Genomic DNA, 22223 nt, shown 5'->3' with positions numbered 1-22223 from the left:
ACTACGCGGTGGTAACCGGGTTACCAGGGCGCGACGCTACCATTCACGGGTGGGTAAGGGACCAGATTCGGAAGCTTCCGCCAAGATCGTCGCGGCGGTCCTGGATCTACTGACCTCGCAGGGCTACGAGGCGGTCCAGCTCCGCGCCGTCGCCGCGCACGCGCACGTCTCGCTGGCCAAGATCTACAAGCTGTTCCCCACCAGGGACGAACTGATCATCGCCGCGCTGGAACAGTGGATGGAGGTCAACACCTACGCCGAGGTGACCGTGCCCGGCCCGGCGGAATCCATCCGCGACAGCGTCAATCGCATGCTGCGCACCGTCTTCGAGCCCTGGGAACGCAACCCCAGGATGCTCGAGGCCTACCACTACGCGCGCACCGGCCCCGGCGGCGAACGCCTCGACAGCCAGGGCCTGGCGGCGGTGCTGCCCGCCGCCGAGGTGGCGATGCGCGATCTGGACCCCGGCTATCTGCACGATGTCGGCCTGGTGCTGGGCAATATGGTGCTGGCCCTGATCGGCCGCTTCGCCACCGGTTCGCTGCCGATCACCGAGATCCTGCCGACCCTGGAACGCACCGTCTACCGGCTCACCGCCGACAACGCCGCCGAGGCGCGCGGCGAGTCACCGGGCTAGCGCCACAACACATTTGCCGAAACCGCCATTTCCGGCATACCGACCGGCCGGAATTACGGCCCTCAATGATTCTGCGCACGCGCCCGGATCACATCGGCGAGCCGGTCCAGCGATTCCTGATTCCGCGCCGCGAAAACCAGATCTTGCGCCGGCCCCGGCACCCACCGCGCCGGCCCGCGCACGGCCCGTTCGATCATCCGGATCCTGGTGTGCCCGGCATCCGTCGCGGTCAGGGTGAGCCGGATCGAGGCCGCGCCCACCGACCACAGCCGCGCCTCCAGTTCGAGCCGGTGCGGCGCGTCGACCGCCCGAACCACCGTGGTATCGCTGATCAGCACCGGCCACAACCCGAACCGGTAGTGGATCCGGCTGCCGACCGCGGGCCAGCCGGGATCCACCGCGCCGATATGCGACGCGCCGACCACCCAGCTCGCGTAGAGCCAGCCGTCGGCCAGCGGCGCGAACGCCTGCTCCGGCGGGACCGGCACGGTCACCTCGGCTGTCAGCACGTCTGATTTCCACCCTCCGTCGCGGGAATCCGGCCTCTCCAGCGTAATTCGTGCGCGCCGGGCACCGCTGCGCGACTTTCCCCGCCGCGAGCGGCACGGCACGCCGAATCGCGAAGATGCGGGAAAATTGCTGTACACCGTTTCGGCGTGGGATCGTTTTCCTCATGTCCCCGGAAGAAACCCCGCTCGGCGACCAGCCCGACGCGGCTGCCGAACGCACCCTGTTCGGGCATCCCATCGGATTGACCAATCTCTTCGGTGTCGAGCTGTGGGAGCGATTCTCCTTCTACGGCATGCTCACGATCCTGGGCTACTACCTCTACTACTCCGCCACCGACGGCGGCCTCGGCCTCGACCAGAGCACCGCGCTGGGCATCGTCGGCGCCTACGGCGGCCTGGTGTATCTGTCCACCGTGCTGGGCGGCTGGATTGCCGACCGGGTGCTGGGCATGGAGCGCACCGTCTTCTACGGCGGCGTCGTGGTGATGGCGGGTCATATCGCGCTCGCGATCCTGCCCGGGCTGACCGGCGTCGGTGTCGGTCTGGTGCTGGTCGCGCTCGGCAGCGGCGCGCTCAAGGCCAACGCGTCCTCGCTGCTCGGCACGCTCTACGCGCCCTCGGACGCCCGCGTGGACGGCGGCTTCACGCTGTTCTATCTCGGCATCAATATCGGCGCGTTCACCGGGCCGCTGCTCACCGGCCTGCTCCAGCGCGAGTGGGGTTTCCACGCCGGTTTCGGCGCCGCCGCGGTCGGCATGGCGCTCGGCCTGACCCAGTACGTGATCTTCCGGCGCAATCTGGGCACGCACGGGCGCGTCGTGGCCAACCCGCTGACCCGCCCCGAGCTCACGCCGGTGCTGATCGGCGTCGCTGTCGCCGCCGTGGTGGTGGTGCTCGCCATCGTGACCGGGCTGGTCACCCTCGACAATCTCTCCGACGTGACCACCGGTGTCATCGTGGTGGCCTCGATCGCCTATTTCGCGGTGCTGCTGACCAGCGCCAAGGTGACCCCGGTCGAACGCACCAGGGTGCGCGCGTTCATTCCGCTGTTCATCGCCAATGCGGTGTTCTGGTCGCTGTTCCAGCAGATGTTCACCATGCTCGCGGTGTATTCCGACGAACGCATCGACTGGCGCATCTTCGGCTGGGAGGCGCCGGCGAGCTGGATCGGTTCGGTCGAGCCGGTGTGGATCATCGCGCTATCGCCGCTGTTCGCGCTGATGTGGACGAGATTGGGCAACCGGGCGCCGAGTACGCCGATCAAGTTCGCGTTCGGCGTGATCGGCATGGGCATCGCCTTCTGGTTGTTCGCGCTGCTCAGCGGGTTCGAGGGCAAGACGGTGCCGGTGCTGGCGGTCTTCGCCATTCTCGGCGGTTTCGCGATCTCGGAGTTGCTGCTCTCGCCGATCGGCCTGGCCGTCACCACGCATCTCGCGCCTGAGGCGTTTCGGTCCCAGATGATGGCGCTGTACTTCTTCTCGGTCGGTATCGGCACCTCGATGGCGGGCACGCTGGCCCGCTTCTACAGCCCCGACAGCGAGACCGCCTACTTCGGGTTCAGCGGCGCGGCGGCCATCGCCGCCGGTCTGGTCGTGATGGCGATCTCGCCCTGGATCAAGCGACACATGCAAGGCGTGCACTGACCCGCCCCGGGTAATCCACGAAGACGTTCGAAGCAGTAAGGAGAAGGACCGTGGCGACACCCGAAACCACCCCGGGGGCGAGCCGTTCAGCCGGCCGCGCGAACGGATTGTTCCGCACCAAATCAGTCGAGCAATCGATTCTCGACACCGACGAACCGGATTCCCGGCTACGCAAGGACCTGACTGCCTGGGACCTCACGATCTTCGGTGTCGCCGTGGTCGTCGGCGCGGGCATCTTCACCCTCACCGCGCGCACCGCGGGCAATGTCGCTGGGCCGTCGGTATCGCTGGCCTTCGTCTTCGCCGCGATCGCGTGCGGGCTCACCGCGGTCTGCTATGCCGAATTCGCCTCGACCGTGCCGGTCGCGGGGAGCGCCTACACCTATTCCTATGCCACCTTCGGCGAATTGGTGGCCTGGATCATCGGCTGGGACCTCATCCTGGAATTCGCGCTCGCCGCGTCGGTGGTCGCCAAGGGCTGGTCGCAATATCTGGGCACGGTCTTCGGGTTCGAATCCGCGACGGTGCACTGGGGCTCGGTGACCTTCGACTGGGGTGCGGTGACGTTGCTCGCCGTGCTCGGCGTGCTGCTGGCGGTCGGCACCAAAGTGTCCTCGCGGGTGTCGGCGATCGCGGTGGCGATCAAACTCGGCGTGATCGCGCTGGTGATCGTCGTCGGCCTCATGTACTTCAACGCCGACAATCTGAGCCCTTACATCCCGCCCTCGGAGCCCGCGCAGGACTCCGCCAGTGGCCTGCACCAGACACTGTTCGCCTTCCTCACCGGCGCCGGTAACACCGACTTCGGCTGGTACGGACTGCTCGCCGCGGCCAGCCTGGTGTTCTTCGCGTTCATCGGTTTCGACGTGGTCGCCACCGCCGCCGAGGAGACCAAGAACCCACAGAAGGCGGTGCCGCGCGGCATCCTCGGCTCGCTGCTCATCGTCACTGTGCTCTATGTCGCGGTCACGCTGGTGCTCACCGGCATGGTGCCCTACACCGATCTGGCCGGCGACAACGCCACGCTGGCGACCGCGTTCGCGATCCACGGCGTCGACTGGGCCGAGACTGTCATCTCCATCGGCGCGCTGGCCGGCCTGACCACCGTGGTGATGGTGTTGTTCCTCGGCCAGACCCGGGTGCTGTTCGCGATGGCGCGCGACGGCCTGCTGCCGCGCTGGCTGGCCCATACAGGTTCGCGCGGCACGCCGGTGCGGCTGACCGTCATCGTCGGCGTGATCTGCTGTGTGCTGGCCGGTTTCGTCGACTTCGGCACCCTGGAGGAAATGGTCAATATCGGCACGCTGTTCGCGTTCGTGCTGGTCTCGGTGGGTGTCGTGGTGCTGCGCCGCACCCGCCCCGACCTGCCACGCGGCTTCCGCGTCCCGCTGGTGCCCTATCTGCCCATCCTGGCGGTGGTGTCGTGCCTGTGGCTGATGGTCAACCTGTCGGTCGAGACTTGGTTACGTTTCATCATATGGATGGCACTGGGCTTCGTGGTCTACTTCGCCTACGGCCGCCGCAACTCCGTCCTCGGCCGGAAGACCACCAATACCGACTGACCAGCACTTTTCGACAGCCCGGTCGGCCCGGCGTGCTGCTACGCGACACGCCGTGCCGACCGAGTCCACCGACACGATTCCGGTACACCCGTACGAGTCGCTAGGCTGTCCGAGACGGCCCCTATAGCCCAATTGGCAGAGGCAGCGGACTTAAAATCCGCGCAGTCTGGGTTCGAGTCCCAGTGGGGGCACTTCATCGGTGCTGGTAGGCACGCTGCGCCGCAGGTCGCGGGCGGTTGCGCGACAGTCGTGCCGTCCCTCGGAGGTGGGTCGCACCTCTACTGGCCATCGTCACTTGCGAGGTGCCGCAAGATAACTGAGACAGTGCGGACCGGCGGGCACGCTGCCCGCCGGAGTTCCTGGCCTACTCGCTCGGGGCAGGCAGGTCGCAGTTGTCGACCTTCGGGTTTGCTCCCATGTAGTTGAGGGGGCCTGCGATCGTGGTCACCGCGAGGGTGCCCAGGGTCGCGCAGGTCTGCTCGCGGTCGGTGAAATAGCCGCGCTGAGCTGCGGCGATGACACCGATGAGCAGCCAGACCAGCACGATGATCGACAGGATGCGGGTGATGTTGACCGGCATGATGTCCTCCTACCTGGCCGGGTCGGGCCGCGAGTCAGTAGTAGTGCCTGCGGCCACCGACCGGACGGCCGAGGGAACCGGCGAGGAACAGGACGACGCCGATCACCAGGAGCACCACGCCGATGGTGCTGAGCAGCGAAATGCCGAAGACGACTCCGGCGATGAGCAGTATTGCGCCGAGAACAATCATGGAACTCACCTGTTCGGTAACAACCGTCGCGACGCGGGTAGCGCCCCGTGTGGGGCGTATGCCCGGTCGCGCCGATCACAAACAGGTCCGCCGAGAAGGTGACCGGCGCCGGGCTCGCACTATCCGGCGGTCAGGCCCTTGGCGATGTGGGTGACCTGGATTTCGTTGCTGCCCGCGTAGATCATCAGCGACTTGGCGTCGCGCGCGAGCTGCTCGACCTTGTACTCGGCCATGTAGCCGTTGCCGCCGAAGAGCTGCACGGCCTCCATCGCGACCTCGGTGGCGGCGCGCGAGGAGTAGAGCTTCATCGCCGACGCCTCGGCGAGGGTCACCTTGTCGCCGGCGGCGGTGCGTTCGATGGCGTTGAAGACCATGTTCTGCACATTGATTCGCGCGATCTCCATCTCGGCCAGTTTGAGCTGGATGAGCTGGAACTGGGCGATCTCCTTGCCCCACAGCTTGCGTGACTTGGCGTAATCGATGCACAGGCGGTGACATTCGTTGATGATGCCCAGCGCCAGCGAGGCGATGCCGATCCGTTCGGCGGCGAACGACTCCTTGGCGCTGTCCTTTCCGTCGCCCTTGGCCGGGTTCTCGGTCTCGCCGAGGAGGCGGTCGGGGGTGATGCGGACGTTCTCGAAGAACAGTTCGCCGGTGGGCGAGGAGTTCATGCCCATCTTCTTGAACGGCGGGCTCTGCACGAAGCCGGGCATGTCCTTGTCGAGCACGAACGCCAGCACCTTGCGGTCGCGACGATCGGTGCCGTCCTGCTCGTCGAGCTTGGCGTAGACGACGGTGACATCGGCGTACGGACCGTTGGTGATGAAGGTCTTGCGGCCGTTGAGAATGTAGTCCGCGCCGTCGCGACGGACATAGGACTTCATCCCGCCGAAGGCGTCGGATCCCGAATCCGGTTCGGTGATGGCCCAGGCGCCGACCTTTTCCATGGTGACCAGCTCGGGCAGCCACCGCTTCTTCTGGGCGAGGGTGCCGCGGCTGCGGATGGTCCCCGCGGTGAGTCCGAGGCTCACCCCCATCGAGGCGACCAGCCCCAGGCTCACCCCCGCCAGCTCACTGTTGAGGATCACCCCCATGCTGCCCGCCCCGCTGAACCCGCTCGACTTCCCCGAGCCGCTGGTTCCCGCTTCTTCCCTGGCCAGCGCCTTGGCCAGCCCGTCGCGCGCCATCTCGTCCAGCCCGAAGGTGGCATACAGCTTGCGGATGATGTCGAACGGCGGCAGCGCCCCACTCTCCAGCTGGTCGACATGCGGACTGATCTCCTTGGCGATGAACCCACGCACAGCGTCACGGAACATCAGGTCTTCGTCGGACCATTGGTACATCTCTGGACTCCCTGAGGGATCGCCGGAACAACTCCCCCTGAATATAGAACACGTTCTAGTTCGTGTCGGTCCGCGGCGGGTCCACACAGTGCATCGAAGAGCCACCCGTGCGCATGACCGACGGTGGCCGTGCCGCCGAAGAGCTGAGCCGTCAACGTCCAGTACCGGTGGATGCGCTGGTCGGTATCGGTAGCGCCGACCAGCAGCTCGGCCCGGAATCGGGGCGAGTCGCGCTCGGCCCGCGCGCCGGCGTGGACGTCGACGAAGCGATCGAGTTGCACGCCTGCATCGGGCCTCGTGCCGGTCGCCACCAACGGCAGCACGTCCACCAGCACTTCCCCGACACCCAGGAACAGGGCACGGCGATCCCGGATCGCCTCGGGGCGGGTGCGCCACAACTGCCGCCCGACGGCGCCGTACAGCGTGGCGTCGCCGACGAGAGCGGCGAGTTCGGCATAGGCGACGACATCGGACACCGACGGGTCGGCGGGCAGCTCCGGGATGTTTCCGCAGACGAAAGTATCGAGGTCGCGTGGCGTCAGCGGGCTGAGCATCCGTCGCCAGAACTGGACCACACAGTCGCGCACCGCATGTCCGTCCTGGGCGGCGGCGAGCAAGCCCAGGCGCGCCTCGCGTTCGGCCGGCGTGGCCGCCTCGACCGCGCGCAGCGATGCCCGCCGCCACGCCAAGGTCCGGAGTTCGAGATCGAGCCGGACGGATTCGGCGGCAACAGCTTCCGCGATCGAACGTTGGCCGCGCAGCACCTCGACGATCGCCTCGAGACCGAGACCGAGCGCGCGCAACCGCCGGACCAGCACGAGCTGGCGCGTCGCGCTCTCGGCATCGAACACCCGATGCCCGCCCGCGCTGCGCTGTGCCTGCACGATGCCCTCGTCGCAGTAGTACCTGATCGTCCGCACGGGGACACCGGTGGCGCGCGCCAGTTCCCCGATGCTCACCATCGCGCTGCCCGATCCGCCGTCCAGCACCGCCACCTCCGCCCCGATGAGATTTCCAGGCTACGGCGTAAAGGTCCGGGGATCGGCTCGTGGCGGCGTTTTCGCAGGTCGGTACTACCGTGGAGAGATGAGCAGTAAGGGAGTGCCCGGCGGGGTGGTGCACGAGTTGCCCGATGATCTGCGGACGGCATTGCTCGGCAACGCGGTGGCGTTGGCGGCGTGGCGCGACATCACGCCGCTGGCGCGCAACGAGTTCATCTGCTGGGTGACCGACGCCAAGCAGGCGACCACCCGGGAACGGCGGATCCGGCGGACACAGGAGGAGCTGGCAGACGGGCAGCGGCGGCCTTGTTGCTGGCCGGGGTGTGCGCACCGCGAGCGCACCGGGCGGTCGTGAGAGTCAGGGCTGGTGGGCCCGGGTGAGGACGGGGGCGACGAATTCCTCGAGCATGAGGCGTTCATCGGTGGCGTCGCGGCCGGGCGTGGTGAGCAGCGAGACGATGACGCGGGTCAGCCACCGGGACAGGCGGCTGCGTTCGGGGTCGCTCAGGTCGGTGTCGGCGAACATCGAGGCGGCCAGCGACTCGATGACATCGGAATCCTGACTGATGCTGCCCGCGGGGCCCGCGTCACCACGGAACCAGGCGATGAGCAGCGGGTCGGCGCGGACCTGGCCGACCGCGCCGAGCATGGCGGCGATGATGCGCTCGGCGGGGTCGGCGATCTCGCGGACCTGCTCGTCGAGGCGGGCGACGATGCGGCGGGTCTCGCGGTGCACGAAAGCGACGCGCACGGCATGGCGGTTGTCGAAGTACCGGTAGAGGGTGGCGCGCGAGCAACCGGCCGCCTTGGCGATATCGCCCATGCCGACCGCGGTCACGCCCTGTTCGGCGAACAGTTCGGCGGCCGCGTCGAGAATGCGCTCAGCGGCCAGATCGGCCCGATCGGTGGCCAGCCAGTCACCACTCATCCCAGGTCCTCCCGACCGACACTCGCTCGACCGGCACACGGGTGCGGCCGCGCCACGTTGCCTCCCGCGGCGTGGCGACGCGCGGGAGACACCAGGTACCGACCGATCATGCCGCACCGTCGGCACGGAACGGGACCGAGACCGGCCAGCGCACATAGTTGCCGTGCGACCACTGCACGGCGTCGAGGTCGACGGTGAAGCCGGGGCAGCGGGCGAGCAGTTCCTCGAGCGCGACGCGGGCTTGCATGCGGGCGGCCGCGGCGCCGAGGCAGTGGTGGTGGCCGTGACTGAACGACAGAATGCGCTTGGGGTTGCGGCGGATGTCGAGTTCGGCTGCGGTGGGGCCGAATTCGCGTTCGTCGCGGTTGGCCGAACCGTAGAGCAGCAGGACGCGGCGACCGGCGGGGATGGTGGTGCCGTGCAGGGTGATGTCGCGGGTGGCGGTGCGGGCCAGGCCCTGCACCGGTGAGGTCATCCGCAGGAATTCCTCGACCGAATCGGGGATGAGGGACGGGTCCTCGATGAGCAGTCTGCGCTGGTCCGGGTGTGCGGTGAGGAGCTGGACCGCACCGCCGAGGTTGCCGGTGGTGGTGTCGTTGCCGCCGGTGATCATGGTGAACGCGAAACCGAGGATCGCGATCAGGCCCTCGTCGCCGTCGTCGCCGAGGCCGGAGGCGAGCAGGTGGGAGATGGTGTCGTCGCCCGGCTCGACCCGGCGCCGCGCGATCAGTTCGGTGAAGTAGCCGACCAGTTCCCCGACCGCGGTGAAGGCGTGCTGATCACCGGCGGCCAGCCCGGCACCGGCGACCGCGCCGCCGACGATGTTCTCGGTCCACTCGTCGAATTTGCCATGATCCTGTTCCGGCACACCGAGATAGTGCGCGACCACCATGGTCGGCAGCGGTTTGAGCAGCTCGGCGATGATGTCGCCCTCCCCTGCCGCGCGCAACCGCTCGATCCGGTCGACGATGAACCTGCGCACCGCAGGTTCCACCGAATTCACCTGGCGCGGTGTGAATCCCGGCGCGACCCGGCGACGGAATCCGGTGTGCTCCGGAGGATCCATGAAGACGAGCGGCTTGACGCCACCGAAGCCGGCGGCGGCCAGATCGACGTAGTCCACGGTCAGTCCCTCGGCAGAGGAGAAGTCCTCCGGATTGCGGGCCGCCGCCCACACATCGGCGTGCCGGGACAGCACGTAGAAGTCGTGGTCTTCGCGTCCGTCCGGGACCACCCGGTGTACGGGGTCGTGCTCGCGCAGTGCCGCGTACATGGACCAGGGGTCGCGCCAGGTTTCCCCGGAGCGCAGTTCGAACCCCACCGAACGAGACATCGTTGTGCTCATGCCTCCACGATAAGACAAACAGCCGTATCTGTCTAACGTTTAATCGGTTGCCCGCGCCGACCACGCTGTGGCCTCCTGGAACACGATGAAAAGACAACGCCCGGGGAACGCCCGGTCCATCGGCAACGGCCTGAAACTGCACCGGCACGAGGTGCGGTCGGTACCCGGCGTCCGGACGGCGATCACGCCCCGGCCGGGTACGCACGCACGCTTCAGCACCAATCGATTCCACGAGACCTGGCACATCCTCAGCGACGACCACGGCGCCCAGCTGCTCGCGCGGCTGCTGTGGGGGTTGTCGTATCAGGCCCGCCCCGGCACGGTCATGGTGATCGGCCGCGAATTCCTGCTACCGACACCCTTCGACGCGGACCCCGCCGACCCGATCGTGCTGGTCCCCGGCTGGTGCACCTCCTTCGACGACCACACCGCTGCCCAACTGAAACGCCGTTTGCCACTGAGTAATTCGGCCGGCACCGTCCGCTGGCAGACCTTCGGCCTCGACCCGGCCACCGCGCCCGAGGCCATCGAGCGCCGCTACGCCACCGGATACCGCAGCGTGCGCGGTGACATCGCCCGCCGCCGCGGCCTGCTCGTGCTCACCCCCGCCACACCCGAGGACTGCCGCACCTGGGCCCTGGATGCCGCCCGCCTGGATTCGGCCCGCCGCGGCACCGATTACGCCTACCTCGACGATTGGAACCGCGGCCACGACGGCGAGATCCAGATCTTCCGCCACTTCCGCACCATGGTCGCCGTCGCCGGACAGGCACGCGCGCAAGTACTCTCACGCGAGGACGACTGGACCCCGGACGAGTTGCGCTACGCGGTGTGGCACGAGGCCGAACACGTCCGCGGCGATGCCCACCTGCGGGTGCGGCAGTGGTCCGGGCGCGAGCACGTACTCGGCGACCACGCCGCCCCCATGCTCGCGGCCGCCGAGGTGCACTCCCTCGACGACCTCGCCGCCCTCGGCGCGGTCGAGACCTACCGCCGGTTGCGCGCGGCAGGCACGAAAGGCCTGAAACTGGACATGCTCTGGGCGATGGAGGGCGCGCTCACCTACCTCGACCGCCGGATGATCCCCTCGGACCGCCGCCGCGCCATGCTCACCGAGCTCGGCGAACCACTGGCCACACCCCCCACCCCCCGCCGCCGCCACCGAGCCCCCATCCGCCCGCTCCCCCGCTGACTCACTGGACGATTGATCACCAGGCCACCAGGGAGACATCGCCCGAGAGCCGAAATCCGCTGTGGCCTGGTGATCAATTGTCCAGGTCAGGCGTCACGCAGGATCGACATCGCGATGCCGTCGAGGATGTCGTGTTCGCTGACGACGAGTTCGGTGACGCCCGCGCGGGTGGCCAGTTCGTCGGCCAGGACCTCGGTGATGACGGCACCGCCACCGATGACGTCGACCCGGCCGGGGTGCATCGGGCCGAGGGCTGCGCGCTGGTCGTGGTTCATGCCGATGAGGCGATCGCAGACATCGTGCACCTCGGCCAGGCTGAGGCGGGTCAGATGCACCCGCTCGGAATCGTATTCGGGCAGGTCGAGGGCGACGGCGGTGATGGTGGTCATGGTGCCTGCCACGCCGACCCAGGTGCGGACCTGCTCGACGGGGACCTTGGTGAAGGCTTCGTCGAGCTTGCTTTGCGCGAATTCCCGTGCGGCGGCGACCTCGTCGGCCGTCGGCGGATTGCCCGGCAGGCAGCGTTCGGTGACCCGCACACAGCCGATATCGGCGGAATAGGCGGCCTGGACACCGGACTCGTCACCGACGACCAGTTCGGTGGAGCCACCACCCAGGTCGACCACGACGAAAGGGCCCGCGTCGGCGGCCAATTCGCCGACGGCGCCGGCGAAGGACAGCCGCGCCTCCTCGTCGCCGGTGATCACCTCGGCGACCGCGCCCGGCACGACCTGGCCCAGCTCGACCCGGGTCATCTCGAAGAAGTCGTCGCGATTGGCGGCGTCGCGGGTGGCGGAGGTGGCGACCATCCGCACCCGGGTCACCCCGGTCGCGGTCATCACGTCGACGTAGTCGGCCAGCGCGGCCCGCGTCCGTTCGATCGCCTCGGGGGCCAGCCGGCCGGTGGCGTCCACACCCTGGCCGAGCCGGACGATGCGCATCTCCCGGTGCACGTCGGTCAGGCCACCGTCGGCACCGACCTCGGCGACCAGCAGACGGATCGAGTTGGTTCCGCAGTCGACTGCGGCGATGCGCTCACCCATGAGTTCCTCCAGATCTCCGGCCCGTACCGGTCGCTGCCCGCGATTATGCCTGCCCGGGCCCGGGACCACTCTGTCCGATGGAACCCGGCGTAATCGTGCAATCGGCCGCGCTCCAGTCAGTTTTCTGACTCACGACGCGCGAAATGCACGAAAATGCCGCTAGTGAGAGGGGTTGGAGGTGGGCCAGTCGGTGGGGATGGCGGTGCCGCGCAGGCCGGCGTCGGCGGCCAAGGCGACCGCCTCGTCGCCGAACGGGTTGAGGCCGGGGCCCTTGGCCAGGGAGTGAGCGATCAGCACGTGCAGGCACTTCACCCGGTCGGGCATGCCGCCGCCGGTGAAATCGGTGCCGAGCGACTCGATCTCGTTGCGTTCGGCCAGGTAGGACTCGTGGGCGGCGCGGTAGGCGGCGGCCAGCTCGGGGTCGGCGGCCAGGCGTTCGGTCATCTCGCGCATGACACCGGCCGATTCCTGCCTGCTCGCCTCGGCGGTGAGCCGCGGGTCGGTGAGGTAGTACAGGGTGGGGAACGGGGTGCCGTCGGGCAGTCGCGGCGCGGTCTTGACCACCGCGGGCAGACCGTCGGGGGTGCGGTAGGCGACGGCGAGAACGCCGCGCGGCTCGCGGCCCAGCTGCTGGGCGATGATCTCGAGGTCGCGCTCGTTCGGTGCGGTCACCGTGGTCCTTCCGGGGCTGGTTCGGAGATACTGCGCCACAGGTCGGTGTACCAGGGGTCGGGCGCCGTCTGTCGGGTGCTCATCGGCGGCGGCGCCGGTGCTTCGATGCCGGGAACCTGCACGATGTAGGGGGTTTCGCCGGGCATCACCAGGCGCAATCGGTCGCGGGCCTCGGAGCGGATGTAGGCCGGGTCCTGCTGCTGGGCCCGGCGGTCCCGCAGGGCGGCCAGGTCGGCGTCGAGTTCCGCGCGCTGCTGAGCCAGCGCCGCCGCTTCGGCCCGCTGACTGAAATAGGTGCGGGTCGGCACGGCCAGGGTCAGCGCGAGTCCGCACAGCACGGCAGCGAGGATCACCGCCTTGCCGGTCGAGAGACCGAGGATGGTGTGTTCGCTGCGTTCGAGCTTGCCACCGGACTTGCGATTGGCGCCTGCCGCGGACTCGGGACGACGCCGGGTGGTGCGTTTGGCCGCGGCGGGGCGGCCGGGGGCATCCTGATGGCTGGGGCGGGAGCGCGCGGCCCGCGACGTGCGGCGGTCGCCACGTCCACCCGGACTGGTCCCACGCGCACGTCGCTCGGTCATTCGCTCCCTACCCCGTCATCCGATCAGAATTCGCCGGTGAACCGCGGGAAGGCCACGTCGCCGGCATAGCGCGCCGAGTCACCGAGGGCGTCCTCGATGCGCAGCAGCTGGTTGTACTTGGCGACCCGCTCGGAACGGGCGGGGGCGCCGGTCTTGATCTGGCCCGAGCCCACCGCGACCGCGAGGTCGGCGATGGTGGTGTCCTCGGTCTCGCCCGAACGGTGCGACATCATGGTCTTGTAGCCGTTGCGGTGCGCGAGCTCGACGGCGTCGAGGGTCTCGGTCAGGGTGCCGATCTGGTTGACCTTCACCAGCAGCGCGTTGGCGGCGCCCTTGGCGATGCCCTCTTCCAGGCGCTCCGGGTTGGTGACGAACAGGTCGTCGCCGACCAGCTGCACCTTGTCGCCGATGGCGTCGGTGAGTGCGACCCAGCCGTCCCAGTCGTCTTCCGACAGCGGGTCCTCGATGGAGACCAGCGGGTACCGGGTGAGCAGGTCGGCGTAGAACTCGCCCATCTCGGCGGCGGTGCGGACCTTGCCCTCGAACTTGTAGCCCGTGCCGGGGGTGTAGAACTCGGTGGCGGCCACGTCGAGTGCCAGCGCGACATCGGTGCCGAGCTTGTAGCCCGCGCGCTCGATGGCGACGCTGATCAGGTCGAGCGCCTCCACGGTGCCCGCGACGTCGGGGGCGAAGCCGCCCTCGTCACCGAGACCGGTCGACAGTCCCTTCTCCTTCAGCACGGCCTTGAGCGAGTGGTACACCTCGGTACCCCAGCGCAGCGCCTCGCGGAAGGTGGGCGCGCCGATCGGGGCGACCATGAATTCCTGCACGTCGACGCCGGTATCGGCGTGCGCGCCGCCGTTGAGGATGTTCATCATCGGCACCGGCAGCACGTGGGCGTTCGGGCCGCCCAGGTAGCGGAACAGCTCCAGCCCCGAGGACTCGGCCGCGCCGCGGGCCACCGCCAGCGAGACGCCGAGCAGGGCGTTCGCGCCGAGGCGGGACTTGTCGGGGGTGCCGTCCAGATCCAGCAGGACCTGGTCGACGGTGCGCTGCTCGACGGCGTCGAGGCCGATGATGGCGGGCGCGATCTCGTCGAGGACACCCTCGACGGCCTTGGTGACACCCTTGCCGTTGTAGCGGTCGCCACCGTCACGCAGCTCCACGGCCTCGTGCTCACCGGTGGACGCGCCGGACGGGACATCCGCCCTGGTCAGGGTGCCGTCGTCGAGGGCGATCTCGACCTCGACAGTGGGATTGCCACGCGAATCCAGAATCTCGCGCGCTCCGACCTGTTCGATGATGGCCACGAAAACGACTCCTTACGACTTGAAGGCACGGTAGGTCTCACGGGATGGGCCGTGCGGTTGCGAGCCTATCGCTTCGACGTGACGCGCAGTAACCGGCACTCCGGGGCCGTGGCGAACTACACGCGACGTCCGATGCTGTATGTCGCGGCCCGGTCGCGCACCACGCGCATGTACTTGTTGGACTGGTTGTAGGCGAACAGCGCGCGCTGCCAGCCGTCGGCGGAGGTCAGATCGCCACCGCGGATACACAGGTAACGGGCGGCGGTGAGGGCGGCGTCGTCGATGTTCTGCGGGTCGAGGACGCCGTCGCCGTTGGCGTCGACCGCCCAGCGCTGCCAGGTCTCGGGGATGAACTGCAGCGGGCCGACGGCGCGGTCGTAGGTGGTGTCGCCGTCGAGGCTGCCGCCGTCGGTGTCGCGGATGACGGCATTGCCCTTGGTGCCGTCGAGGGCGACGCCGATGATCGCCGGGCGCACGGTGCCGTCCGCGTCGACTCCGGCGCCGCGATGGGTGCCGTGCCCGCTCTCCACACTGGCGATGCCGGCCAGGGTGGTCCAGGCGATCCCGCATTCGGGCCGCGACTGGGCCAGCACCGCGGCCGCGTAGCCGTAGGCCTCCAGGGCGATCGGTTCGATGCCGACCGCCTCGGACTGTTCGCCTGCCCAGCCGCTCAGTTGTTCGGCGGCCCGGCCGGGCGCGTTCACATCGATCGCGGGCAGCGCGGCCCCCGGGCCCGGCGGCATGTCCCCGGGAATCGACGCGAGCGAACTACACCCCGCGAGCAGCGCGGTCACCGCCACGGCGGCGAGCACGCCGACCTTGTTTCCAGTCACTCGATCCATCATCCAGATCCGAGGCGTTCTCGGCACGTCCGCCACGGCTGTTCGCCGGATTCAGCCGAGGCGACCGGCGGCTGGGCACAGCGAATTCGTTGCGGAACAACCGAATGCGTCGTATCGGACACTCGAAACCGGATGGTCTTGTCGCGCCTGACCGTCGGGGTGGGGCCGGGTGAGCGCGTAGGTGATCAGCCCGGCGGCGATCGCGACGACCAGCGCCAACAGTGGCGCCAGCCAGTACACCAGCCGCCAGCCGTCGCGCCGATTCGACAGCGGTCCCATCGGTAGCGGGGGTGTCGGGCGTCGGCGTGGCGGGCGGGATCGAAGCGGTGTCTGATGCACCATCGAGACGTGATCTCCTGAAATCGCTTGGGGGGCAACCCGATGACATCGACCACGCGGCCCGGCGCGTTAACACCGGACACGGCGATTCGCCGCGATGGAAGTGAGCTCCGTCTCGACCGCGACCGAACCGCAGTGGGACACACCGCACCCCACACTCCGCATGTCCCAGGTCCTGCGGTAAAAATGGTGTTATATGGATTGGCTATTTCACGATACTCGCATTAGGTAAGTCTTGCCTAACGACATGCCAAGCATTACCTTCGCACATCGAGTCTCCAATCACCCGCGTTCGACCGATGCGAAGAAGGGAAGGCCGGTGAAACGCGTTCTCTCCGAACGTCTGACGATTCACCTGCACGACATCGAACATCGCGAGTTGCCGCCCGACGCCGCCACGGCCGTCCGCGCGCTCGCCGCCGATATTCGTCACCATTTGGGTGATTCACCACACACCACCACATTGCATACGCCCGCGCTACTCGCCCAGATCGAGCAACGCGCCGGCGAACTGCCCGATGCGGTGCGTGATGCGGTGCGACCGCCCGCCACCGCGGCCGGCGCGACCGTCGTCCGCGGATTACCGGTCGACGACAGCGAATTCGGTCCGACACCGGCGCACTGGCAGGCCGCCGCCGAGTCCGCCGCCGACCCCGCGCACCACGGCTCGCTCGAACTCGACATCGCGATGCTGCTGCTGGCGCGTTGCGCCGGTGAGCCGTTCGGCTGGCAAGGCCAGCAGAACGGGCGGCTGGTCAACAACATCGTGCCCGCCGCAGGCCACGAGGACGAACAGTCCGGCGCGAGCAGTTCCACCCTGCTCAGCCCGCACACCGAGGACGCCTTCCACGCCCGGCGCGCGCACCTGCTGATGCTGGTCTGCCTGCGCAATCCGGACCGGGTCGCCACCACGGTGTCCTCGGTGCGTCAGGCGCGCCTGAGCGCCGAGGACCTGCGCGCGCTGCGCGTACCGACGGTGCCGATCCTGCCCGACGTGTCCTACGGCACCGGCTTCGACCAGGCCGCCGCCCCGCTGCCCACCGTCTGGCTCGACGAAACCGGCGGCGCCACACTGCGTTACGATCCCGCCTACACCCCGCTCGACGACGCCGATCCGGCGTTCCGGGCGGCCTATGCCCGGCTCACCGCCGAACTCGCCAGGGTCTGCCATGCCCCCGCCCTGGCGCCCGGCGAGATCCTGCTGGTCGACAACGATGTCGCCGTGCACGGCCGGGTGCCGTTCCGCGCTCGCTACGACGGCACCGACCGCTGGCTCAAACGCGTCAACATCCGGCTGCCCGAACGCCGTCGCCGCCCGCAGGAGAAGTCCGAGAATGGGTATGGGCAACACGTGCTCGCACCGTTGTGGGCGAGCACGGATCGGACAGCAGAGCGGGGCAGCACAGATGAACGAGGATCCGTTGAACATCCGTGACCGGAGCGTCCCCCTGCGGGTGCTCTCGCGCAGCGACCTGGCCGATGTGCCGATCACCCCCGCCGAGGTGGTGCGCGCCGTCGAGGACGCCTATCTCGCCTTCGCCGCAGGCGAATCCGACAATCCGCGCAAGCTGAGCGTCGCCGATCCCGGCGGTTCCTCGGTGTCCTACGCGATGCTCGGGCGCGACGGCAGGCGCCGCGTGGTGGCCATGAAGACCTCCTACAAGTTCGACCCGGGCCACGACCGCAGCACCAAGCGCTACTACACCACCATCACCCTCTACGACGACACCACCGGCGCGCCGATCGCGATGATGGACTGTGCCAGGGTGGGCGCCTTACGCACACCGGCGGTCTCGGCGCTGCTGGTGCGCGAGACCGCGCGGCGCGGTGCGGAGAGCGCGCTGCTCATCGGTACCGGCACCCAGGGCCGCAACGCGCTGCCGCATCTGCTGGCGGCGAATCCGCAGCTGCGCAAGCTGATGGTCTACGGCACCCATCCCGAAGGCCTGGCGGCGGTGCACTCGCACCTGGCCGAGGCGGCGCCGCACGCGCTGCTCGAGGTGGTCGACGATCCGTACGCGGCGGCGAGCGGCGCCGATGTGGTGCTGGCGACCGCAGGGCCCGGCACCGAGGTCGCACTCGAATCCAGCCATCTGGCACCGGGTTCGGTGGCAGTGCTGGTCGGCTACGGGCTGGCGCCCTCGACGCTGGTCGACGCCGACCGGGTGGTCGCCACCAGCGCCGCCCAGATGGCGCTGACCGGCACCGACATGGCCGGCCCCGACGGCACCCTGCGCTCCGTCGACGCCGAACTCCCCCAGGTGCTGACCCGCGCCGCCCGTGCCCGCCGCAGCGAGGACGAGAAGATCTTCGTCTACAACAGCGGCCTGGTGCTGACCGATATCGCGGTCGCGCACGCCCTGGCCACCCGCGCGATCGCGGAGGGCCGAGGTACCGAGGTACCGCTGTGGGATTAGCGGACGCACGGCGCGGCACCGACCATCGCTCCCTTACTCCCGGCACGGCGGAAACGATGTCCGGCACCAGCGACGCCGGCACCGACACGCGGGAACCTGTCAGCGTCGACGATGCGTTGCGACTCGGCGGCGGTCAGCCCGGCGCGGCAGCTGCCGGACTCGCGCGCGACCACAGCAGGTCCGTCGACCGGATGGGGGTCGACGCGGCGCCTGTCGGCTCGTCCTGCGCGCCGCCGATGCCCGCGCATCCCGAGGCGACGCAGGCGCGGTTGCTCGATGATCCGCTGCTGCTCGGTGAGATCGCCGAGGCGGTCGGCGGGCCGTTCCATGTGCTGGTGCCGGAGCGGGTCACCGTGAATGTCACCGCTTTTCAGGACGCGCTCGCCACCGCCGGGGTCGACGGATTCGTGTATTTCGGCAAGAAGGCGAACAAGGCGGCGGCCGTGGCGCGCGCGTGCGCCGAAGCCGGGGCCGGTGTGGATGTCGCCAGCACCGGGGAGCTGGTCGCGGCGCTGGCGCAGGGGGTGCGGGGCGAGGATCTGATGGTCACCGGGCCCGCCAAGTCCGGTGAACTGCTGTGGCTGGCGGCCCGGCATCGCGCCGTGATCGCGATCGACGCGCTCGACGAGCTGGACCGGTTGCGCGCGCTCGAGGTCCCGGCGCGGATTCTGCTGCGCGTCCTCCCCGATGGCTCTACCAGCAGGTTCGGGCTCGATCGTGCCGAACTGTCGGCCGCCATCGACACGATCGAGGCGCCGATCACGCTGTCGGGCTTCAGTTTCCATCTCGGCGGCTACGACGCCACCGCCCGCGCCGAGCAGGCCGCCGCGCTGGTCGAGCACTGTTTGCACGCGCGCACGTGTGGCCATCAGGCCGAGATGATCTCGATCGGCGGCGGTTTCGGTGTGGACTACCTGCCCGCCTCGGCGTGGTCCGAGTTTCAGAAGACGCTGAGCAACAACTGGTTTCATTCGCGACCACCGGGCGACTACTACCCGTACCACTTTCCCGTGCCCGGCCCGGCCATGCTCACCGCGATCCTGTCCCACGGCGATCTGGCTGTGCGGCTGCGGCGCAACGGGATCCGGCTGGCCGTCGAACCGGGCCGGGCGCTGCTGGACCGCGCGGGCAGTTCGGTGTTCCGGGTGCAAGGGGTGAAAACCCGGACAGCGCAAGGCAACCCATACGACATCCTCACCGTCGACGGCACCAGCCTGAGCCTGTCCGAGCAGTGGTTCGACAGCGAGTACCTGCCCGATCCCGTACTGTGGCCCGCGCGTGCCGGCGCGCACACCCCCACCTGCGTCGGCGCGGCGACCTGTCTGGAATCCGACCTGGTGAGCAGGCGGCGCATCCCGCTGCCCCGGCGCGCCCGGGTCGGCGACCTGCTCGTCTACCCGAACACCGCCGGATACCAGATGGACTCCAACGAGTCACCGTTCCACGAACTCCCGTTGCCGCCCAAGGTGCTGCTGCGCACCGAGGGCGACCGGCTGCGCTGGACCCTGGACGCGACGGCCCGCTGATCTTCCCCTGAGCTCTCGATCCTGATGGAGGAACACCCCATGGCTCTCGTCACGCGCGTGACGGACCTGATCGGCCGCACGCCCCTGTTCGAACTCGCCGTCACCGACTCCGGTACCCGGCTGCTGCTCAAGCTCGAGCAGTTCAACCCGACCGGCGCCGCCAAGATCCGGATGGCCAGGTCGATGGTGCTCGACGCGGAGCGGCGGGGTTTGCTGCGCGATGGCGGGCATATCATCGAGTCGACGTCCGGCAACACCGGACTCGGCCTGGCGGTGGTCGCGGCCGAACGTGGCTACCGATTCACCGCCGTGGTCGACAACCACGCCTGTAAGGACAAACTGCGCGCGATGCGGGCCATGGGCACCGACCTGGTGTTCGTCGCCGACGACGGTGACGACGAGCTGGCCACCTCGGCACGGGAGGACCTCGCCGAGGCGATGGCCGCCGCCCGCGCCGACGCCTACTTCACCGAACAGCACAACAACGACGCCAATGCCGTCGGCTACTACGCGGTGGCCGAGGAGTTGCTGGCCGAGGTCGAGCGGGTCGACATCCTGCTCTCGGCGGTCGGCACCGGCGGGTCGCTGTTCGGGACCGCCACCCGGCTGCGCGAGCTCGGCAAACCCGCCAGGGTGATCGGGGTCGAACCGGTCGGTTCCATCGCCTTCGGCGGCGAGGGCGGGCCGTACTGGCAGTCCGGCACCGGCACCCCGCCCGGCGCGACCATCGGCACCGCGGTCGACTACACCCAGCTCGACGAGGGCGTGAAGGTCAGCGATGTCGACGCCTTCGCCACCACGCGCGCCGTGGCCAGGACACACGGGCTGCTGATCGGCGGGTCGGCGGGCGGTTCGGTGCACAATGCCTTGACGCGGCTCGCAGAGTTCCCGGCCGGGTCGACGGTGGTGACCATCGTGTGCGACGGCGGCGAGAAGTATCTCGACACCGTCTTCGACGACGACTGGATGACCGCCCGCGACCTGCTCGACGCCACCGCTGAAGCCGAGGTCACCACCCTGCTGCGCCGCTACTCGCCGCTGCGGCGCCACGACGAATTGATGGAGGTCAGGTGAGCGCGAACGCGCGCCGCACGACGAACCGCCCCGGAGAGACCGGGTGAGCGGGTCCCGCACCGACAGCAACGCGCTGGCCAGACTGGCCACGCCGATCGCGCTGACCCAGCTCGCGCAGATCGCGGTGTCGACCACCAACCTCGCCCTGATGGGCACCCTCGGCGTGCGCGAGGTGGCGGCGGGTGGGCTGGCGCTGGTGCTGTTCAACCAGATCCGGACCATGTGCGTCGGGTTGATCACCGGCACCGGTAACCAGATCGCCGGGGCACTCGGCGCGGCCGCCAAACGCGGCGACTCCGCCGACGACGAGGTGCGCGCGGTGGTCAGGGCCGCCTTCGTCATCGCCACCCTGGCCGGGCTGCTGGGTGGCGCGCTGCTGATCGGGCTCGGCTGGGTGCTGCCCTGGCTCGGCCAGGACGCGGCCGTGCTGGAGCTGGCGCGGCCGATGATGATCGCGCTCGCGCCCGGTCTGCTGCCGTGCCTGTGGTTCCAGGTGCTGCGCCAGTACACCGTCGGCATGCAACGGCCCCAGGCGTTGCTGCTGGTCACGCTCGGTTCGGTGGCGCTGAACCTGGTGCTCGCACTGGCCCTCATTCACGGCTGGGCCGGTCTCCCCGCCTGCGGGCTGACCGGCGTCGGTATCGCCACCTCGCTGGTCTTCCTGATCACCTGCGGGGTGTTCTGGGCGATGGTGCGCCGCGACGACCGCCTCGGCCCCACCCTGCCGTCGACACCGTGGCCGGTGCGCTGGACGACCGTGCGCGAGGAACTGCGGCTCGGCACCCCCATCGCGCTGACCTACGGCTCGGAAGCGGGCATGTTCTCGGTGCTCGCGCTGGTCATGGGCAGTTTCGGCCCGGCCGCGCTGGCCGCGCACAATGTGGTCTACCAGATCATCTACATCGTGTTCCAGGTCGCGATCGGCCTCTCGCACGGCGCGTCGATCCTGGTCAGCCACAGCGTGGCCCGCGACGAGTACGGCCAGGCCCGCCATGTCGCCTGGCTGGCCCTGCGCCACGCCGCGGTCCTGGCCGGCGTCACCGGCCTGGTCTACGTCGTGGCCCCCGACCTGGTGCTCGCCCCGTTCCTGGCCCCCGGCGACACCGAGACCATCGCCATCGCCCACACCCTGCTGCTGATCGGCATCGTCCTGCAGTTCTTCGACGCCGCCCAGAACATCGGCACCGGCCTGCTCCGCGGCCTCAAAGAAACCTCAGCAGGCTTCCGCCTCTCCCTGGTCGGCTACTGGGCAGTCGGCCTCCCCGCCGCCCTCCTGCTCGCCTTCCCCCTGCATCTGGGCGCGGCCGGCGTCTGGTGGGGCCTCACGGCAGGCCTGGCAACCACCGCCGTCCTGATGCTGCGCAAATACTTCACCCTGCTCGACCAGGCCGCGACAATCCAACCGACCAACGTCCCCGCCACCACGCAGACAACACGAGCCGCCTGACCGCACTCCCAGCCACACCTCACCACCAAAGACCGCAGGCTC

General features: G+C 69.1%; 23 protein-coding genes and 1 tRNA gene. 11 read left to right on the top strand and 13 right to left on the bottom strand.

The genetic code is table 11. The features are described from left to right. The first annotated feature begins 49 nt into the window (after positions 1 to 49). Positions 50 to 637 (top strand): TetR/AcrR family transcriptional regulator, encoded by a 588-nt coding sequence (locus ACFXK0_RS11400; protein WP_379409984.1) that lies wholly within the window; start codon positions 50 to 52, stop codon positions 635 to 637. 62 nt (positions 638 to 699) lie between these two features. Here the strand turns inward: ACFXK0_RS11400 and ACFXK0_RS11395 are convergent, their stop codons facing one another. Beyond that, entirely contained in the window at positions 700 to 1146 is a 447-nt protein-coding gene (locus ACFXK0_RS11395) for an SRPBCC family protein (protein ID WP_379409983.1), read from the bottom strand. 164 nt (positions 1147 to 1310) lie between these two features. Between ACFXK0_RS11395 and ACFXK0_RS11390 the strand changes: the two genes are divergently transcribed. The 3 genes from ACFXK0_RS11390 (at position 1311) to ACFXK0_RS11380 (ending at position 4542) form a co-directional block, all read left to right on the top strand. Continuing rightward, complete coding sequence (locus ACFXK0_RS11390; protein WP_379409982.1) at positions 1311 to 2789, top strand: peptide MFS transporter; 1479 nt, start codon at positions 1311 to 1313, stop codon at positions 2787 to 2789. A 50-nt stretch (positions 2790 to 2839) separates the two neighbouring features. Continuing rightward, positions 2840 to 4351 (top strand): APC family permease, encoded by a 1512-nt coding sequence (locus tag ACFXK0_RS11385; protein WP_379409981.1) that lies wholly within the window; start codon positions 2840 to 2842, stop codon positions 4349 to 4351. 117 nt (positions 4352 to 4468) lie between these two features. Beyond that, a tRNA-Leu gene (locus ACFXK0_RS11380) sits at positions 4469 to 4542 on the top strand. Between the two features lie 173 nt (positions 4543 to 4715). Here ACFXK0_RS11380 and ACFXK0_RS11375 read toward each other — a convergent pair. From ACFXK0_RS11375 to ACFXK0_RS11360, 4 genes are all read right to left on the bottom strand, one after another. Next, positions 4716 to 4931 (bottom strand): hypothetical protein, encoded by a 216-nt coding sequence (locus ACFXK0_RS11375; RefSeq protein ID WP_379409979.1) that lies wholly within the window; start codon positions 4929 to 4931, stop codon positions 4716 to 4718. Between the two features lie 34 nt (positions 4932 to 4965). Next, a complete protein-coding gene (locus ACFXK0_RS11370; RefSeq protein WP_379409978.1) occupies positions 4966 to 5121 on the bottom strand; it encodes a DUF6131 family protein in 156 nt (51 codons plus the stop codon). 119 nt (positions 5122 to 5240) lie between these two features. Next, positions 5241 to 6464, bottom strand: a complete 1224-nt coding sequence (locus tag ACFXK0_RS11365) for an acyl-CoA dehydrogenase family protein (protein ID WP_379409977.1) — start codon at positions 6462 to 6464, stop codon at positions 5241 to 5243. Next, positions 6437 to 7453: a MerR family transcriptional regulator gene (locus ACFXK0_RS11360; RefSeq protein ID WP_379409976.1), complete on the bottom strand. Its 1017-nt coding sequence runs from the start codon at positions 7451 to 7453 to the stop codon at positions 6437 to 6439. Before ACFXK0_RS11360 ends, ACFXK0_RS11365 begins: the two co-directional genes overlap by 28 nt. Positions 7454 to 7550: 97 nt before the next feature. On the opposite strand from ACFXK0_RS11360, the gene ACFXK0_RS11355 reads away from it, so the two are divergent. Next, on the top strand, positions 7551 to 7820 hold the full coding sequence (locus tag ACFXK0_RS11355; RefSeq protein ID WP_379409975.1) for a YdeI/OmpD-associated family protein: 270 nt from the start codon (positions 7551 to 7553) through the stop codon (positions 7818 to 7820). Positions 7821 to 7823: 3 nt separating this feature from the next. Here ACFXK0_RS11355 and ACFXK0_RS11350 read toward each other — a convergent pair whose 3' ends face one another. Beyond that, positions 7824 to 8393, bottom strand: coding sequence for a TetR/AcrR family transcriptional regulator (locus ACFXK0_RS11350; protein WP_379409974.1), 570 nt, complete (start codon positions 8391 to 8393; stop codon positions 7824 to 7826). A gap of 106 nt (positions 8394 to 8499) precedes the next feature. Then, the gene (locus ACFXK0_RS11345; RefSeq protein WP_379409973.1) at positions 8500 to 9738 is read right to left on the bottom strand and encodes a cytochrome P450; all 1239 of its coding nucleotides are present in this window, start codon (positions 9736 to 9738) and stop codon (positions 8500 to 8502) included. Positions 9739 to 9823: 85 nt separating this feature from the next. Between ACFXK0_RS11345 and ACFXK0_RS11340 the strand changes: the two genes are divergently transcribed. After that, entirely contained in the window at positions 9824 to 10930 is a 1107-nt protein-coding gene (locus ACFXK0_RS11340) for a TfoX/Sxy family DNA transformation protein (protein WP_379409972.1), read from the top strand. A gap of 86 nt (positions 10931 to 11016) precedes the next feature. Here the strand turns inward: ACFXK0_RS11340 and ACFXK0_RS11335 are convergent, their stop codons facing one another. From ACFXK0_RS11335 to ACFXK0_RS11310, 6 genes are all read right to left on the bottom strand, one after another. After that, positions 11017 to 11973, bottom strand: coding sequence for an exopolyphosphatase (locus ACFXK0_RS11335; RefSeq protein WP_379409971.1), 957 nt, complete (start codon positions 11971 to 11973; stop codon positions 11017 to 11019). 159 nt (positions 11974 to 12132) lie between these two features. Beyond that, complete coding sequence (locus ACFXK0_RS11330) at positions 12133 to 12645, bottom strand: DUF501 domain-containing protein (RefSeq protein ID WP_379409970.1); 513 nt, start codon at positions 12643 to 12645, stop codon at positions 12133 to 12135. Continuing rightward, complete coding sequence (locus tag ACFXK0_RS11325; protein WP_379409969.1) at positions 12642 to 13226, bottom strand: septum formation initiator family protein; 585 nt, start codon at positions 13224 to 13226, stop codon at positions 12642 to 12644. The genes ACFXK0_RS11330 and ACFXK0_RS11325 overlap by 4 nt, the downstream gene beginning before the upstream one ends. 23 nt (positions 13227 to 13249) lie before the next feature. Then, positions 13250 to 14536, bottom strand: coding sequence for a phosphopyruvate hydratase (eno, locus tag ACFXK0_RS11320; protein WP_379409968.1), 1287 nt, complete (start codon positions 14534 to 14536; stop codon positions 13250 to 13252). Positions 14537 to 14652: 116 nt separating this feature from the next. Next, positions 14653 to 15378: a lytic transglycosylase domain-containing protein gene (locus tag ACFXK0_RS11315; protein WP_379409967.1), complete on the bottom strand. Its 726-nt coding sequence runs from the start codon at positions 15376 to 15378 to the stop codon at positions 14653 to 14655. A 51-nt stretch (positions 15379 to 15429) separates the two neighbouring features. Next, a complete protein-coding gene (locus ACFXK0_RS11310) occupies positions 15430 to 15657 on the bottom strand; it encodes a hypothetical protein (protein WP_379409966.1) in 228 nt (75 codons plus the stop codon). Positions 15658 to 16036: 379 nt separating this feature from the next. On the opposite strand from ACFXK0_RS11310, the gene ACFXK0_RS11305 reads away from it, so the two are divergent. The 5 genes from ACFXK0_RS11305 to ACFXK0_RS11285 are packed head-to-tail and all read left to right on the top strand — an operon-like array spanning position 16037 to position 22181. Continuing rightward, positions 16037 to 17152, top strand: a complete 1116-nt coding sequence (locus tag ACFXK0_RS11305; RefSeq protein ID WP_379409965.1) for a TauD/TfdA family dioxygenase — start codon at positions 16037 to 16039, stop codon at positions 17150 to 17152. Beyond that, complete coding sequence (locus tag ACFXK0_RS11300; RefSeq protein WP_379409964.1) at positions 17124 to 18134, top strand: ornithine cyclodeaminase family protein; 1011 nt, start codon at positions 17124 to 17126, stop codon at positions 18132 to 18134. The genes ACFXK0_RS11305 and ACFXK0_RS11300 overlap by 29 nt, the downstream gene beginning before the upstream one ends. A 56-nt stretch (positions 18135 to 18190) precedes the next feature. Then, positions 18191 to 19660, top strand: a complete 1470-nt coding sequence (locus tag ACFXK0_RS11295) for a Y4yA family PLP-dependent enzyme (RefSeq protein WP_379409962.1) — start codon at positions 18191 to 18193, stop codon at positions 19658 to 19660. A 39-nt stretch (positions 19661 to 19699) separates the two neighbouring features. Continuing rightward, complete coding sequence (locus ACFXK0_RS11290; protein WP_379409961.1) at positions 19700 to 20734, top strand: PLP-dependent cysteine synthase family protein; 1035 nt, start codon at positions 19700 to 19702, stop codon at positions 20732 to 20734. A 43-nt stretch (positions 20735 to 20777) separates the two neighbouring features. After that, positions 20778 to 22181, top strand: coding sequence for an MATE family efflux transporter (locus ACFXK0_RS11285; RefSeq protein WP_379409960.1), 1404 nt, complete (start codon positions 20778 to 20780; stop codon positions 22179 to 22181). Positions 22182 to 22223 lie beyond the last annotated feature (42 nt).

This window comes from Nocardia sp. NPDC059177, assembly GCF_042755165.1.
Taxonomy (GTDB): Bacteria; Actinomycetota; Actinomycetes; order Mycobacteriales; family Mycobacteriaceae; genus Nocardia.
This window is presented reverse-complemented; position numbering and strand designations above follow the sequence as displayed.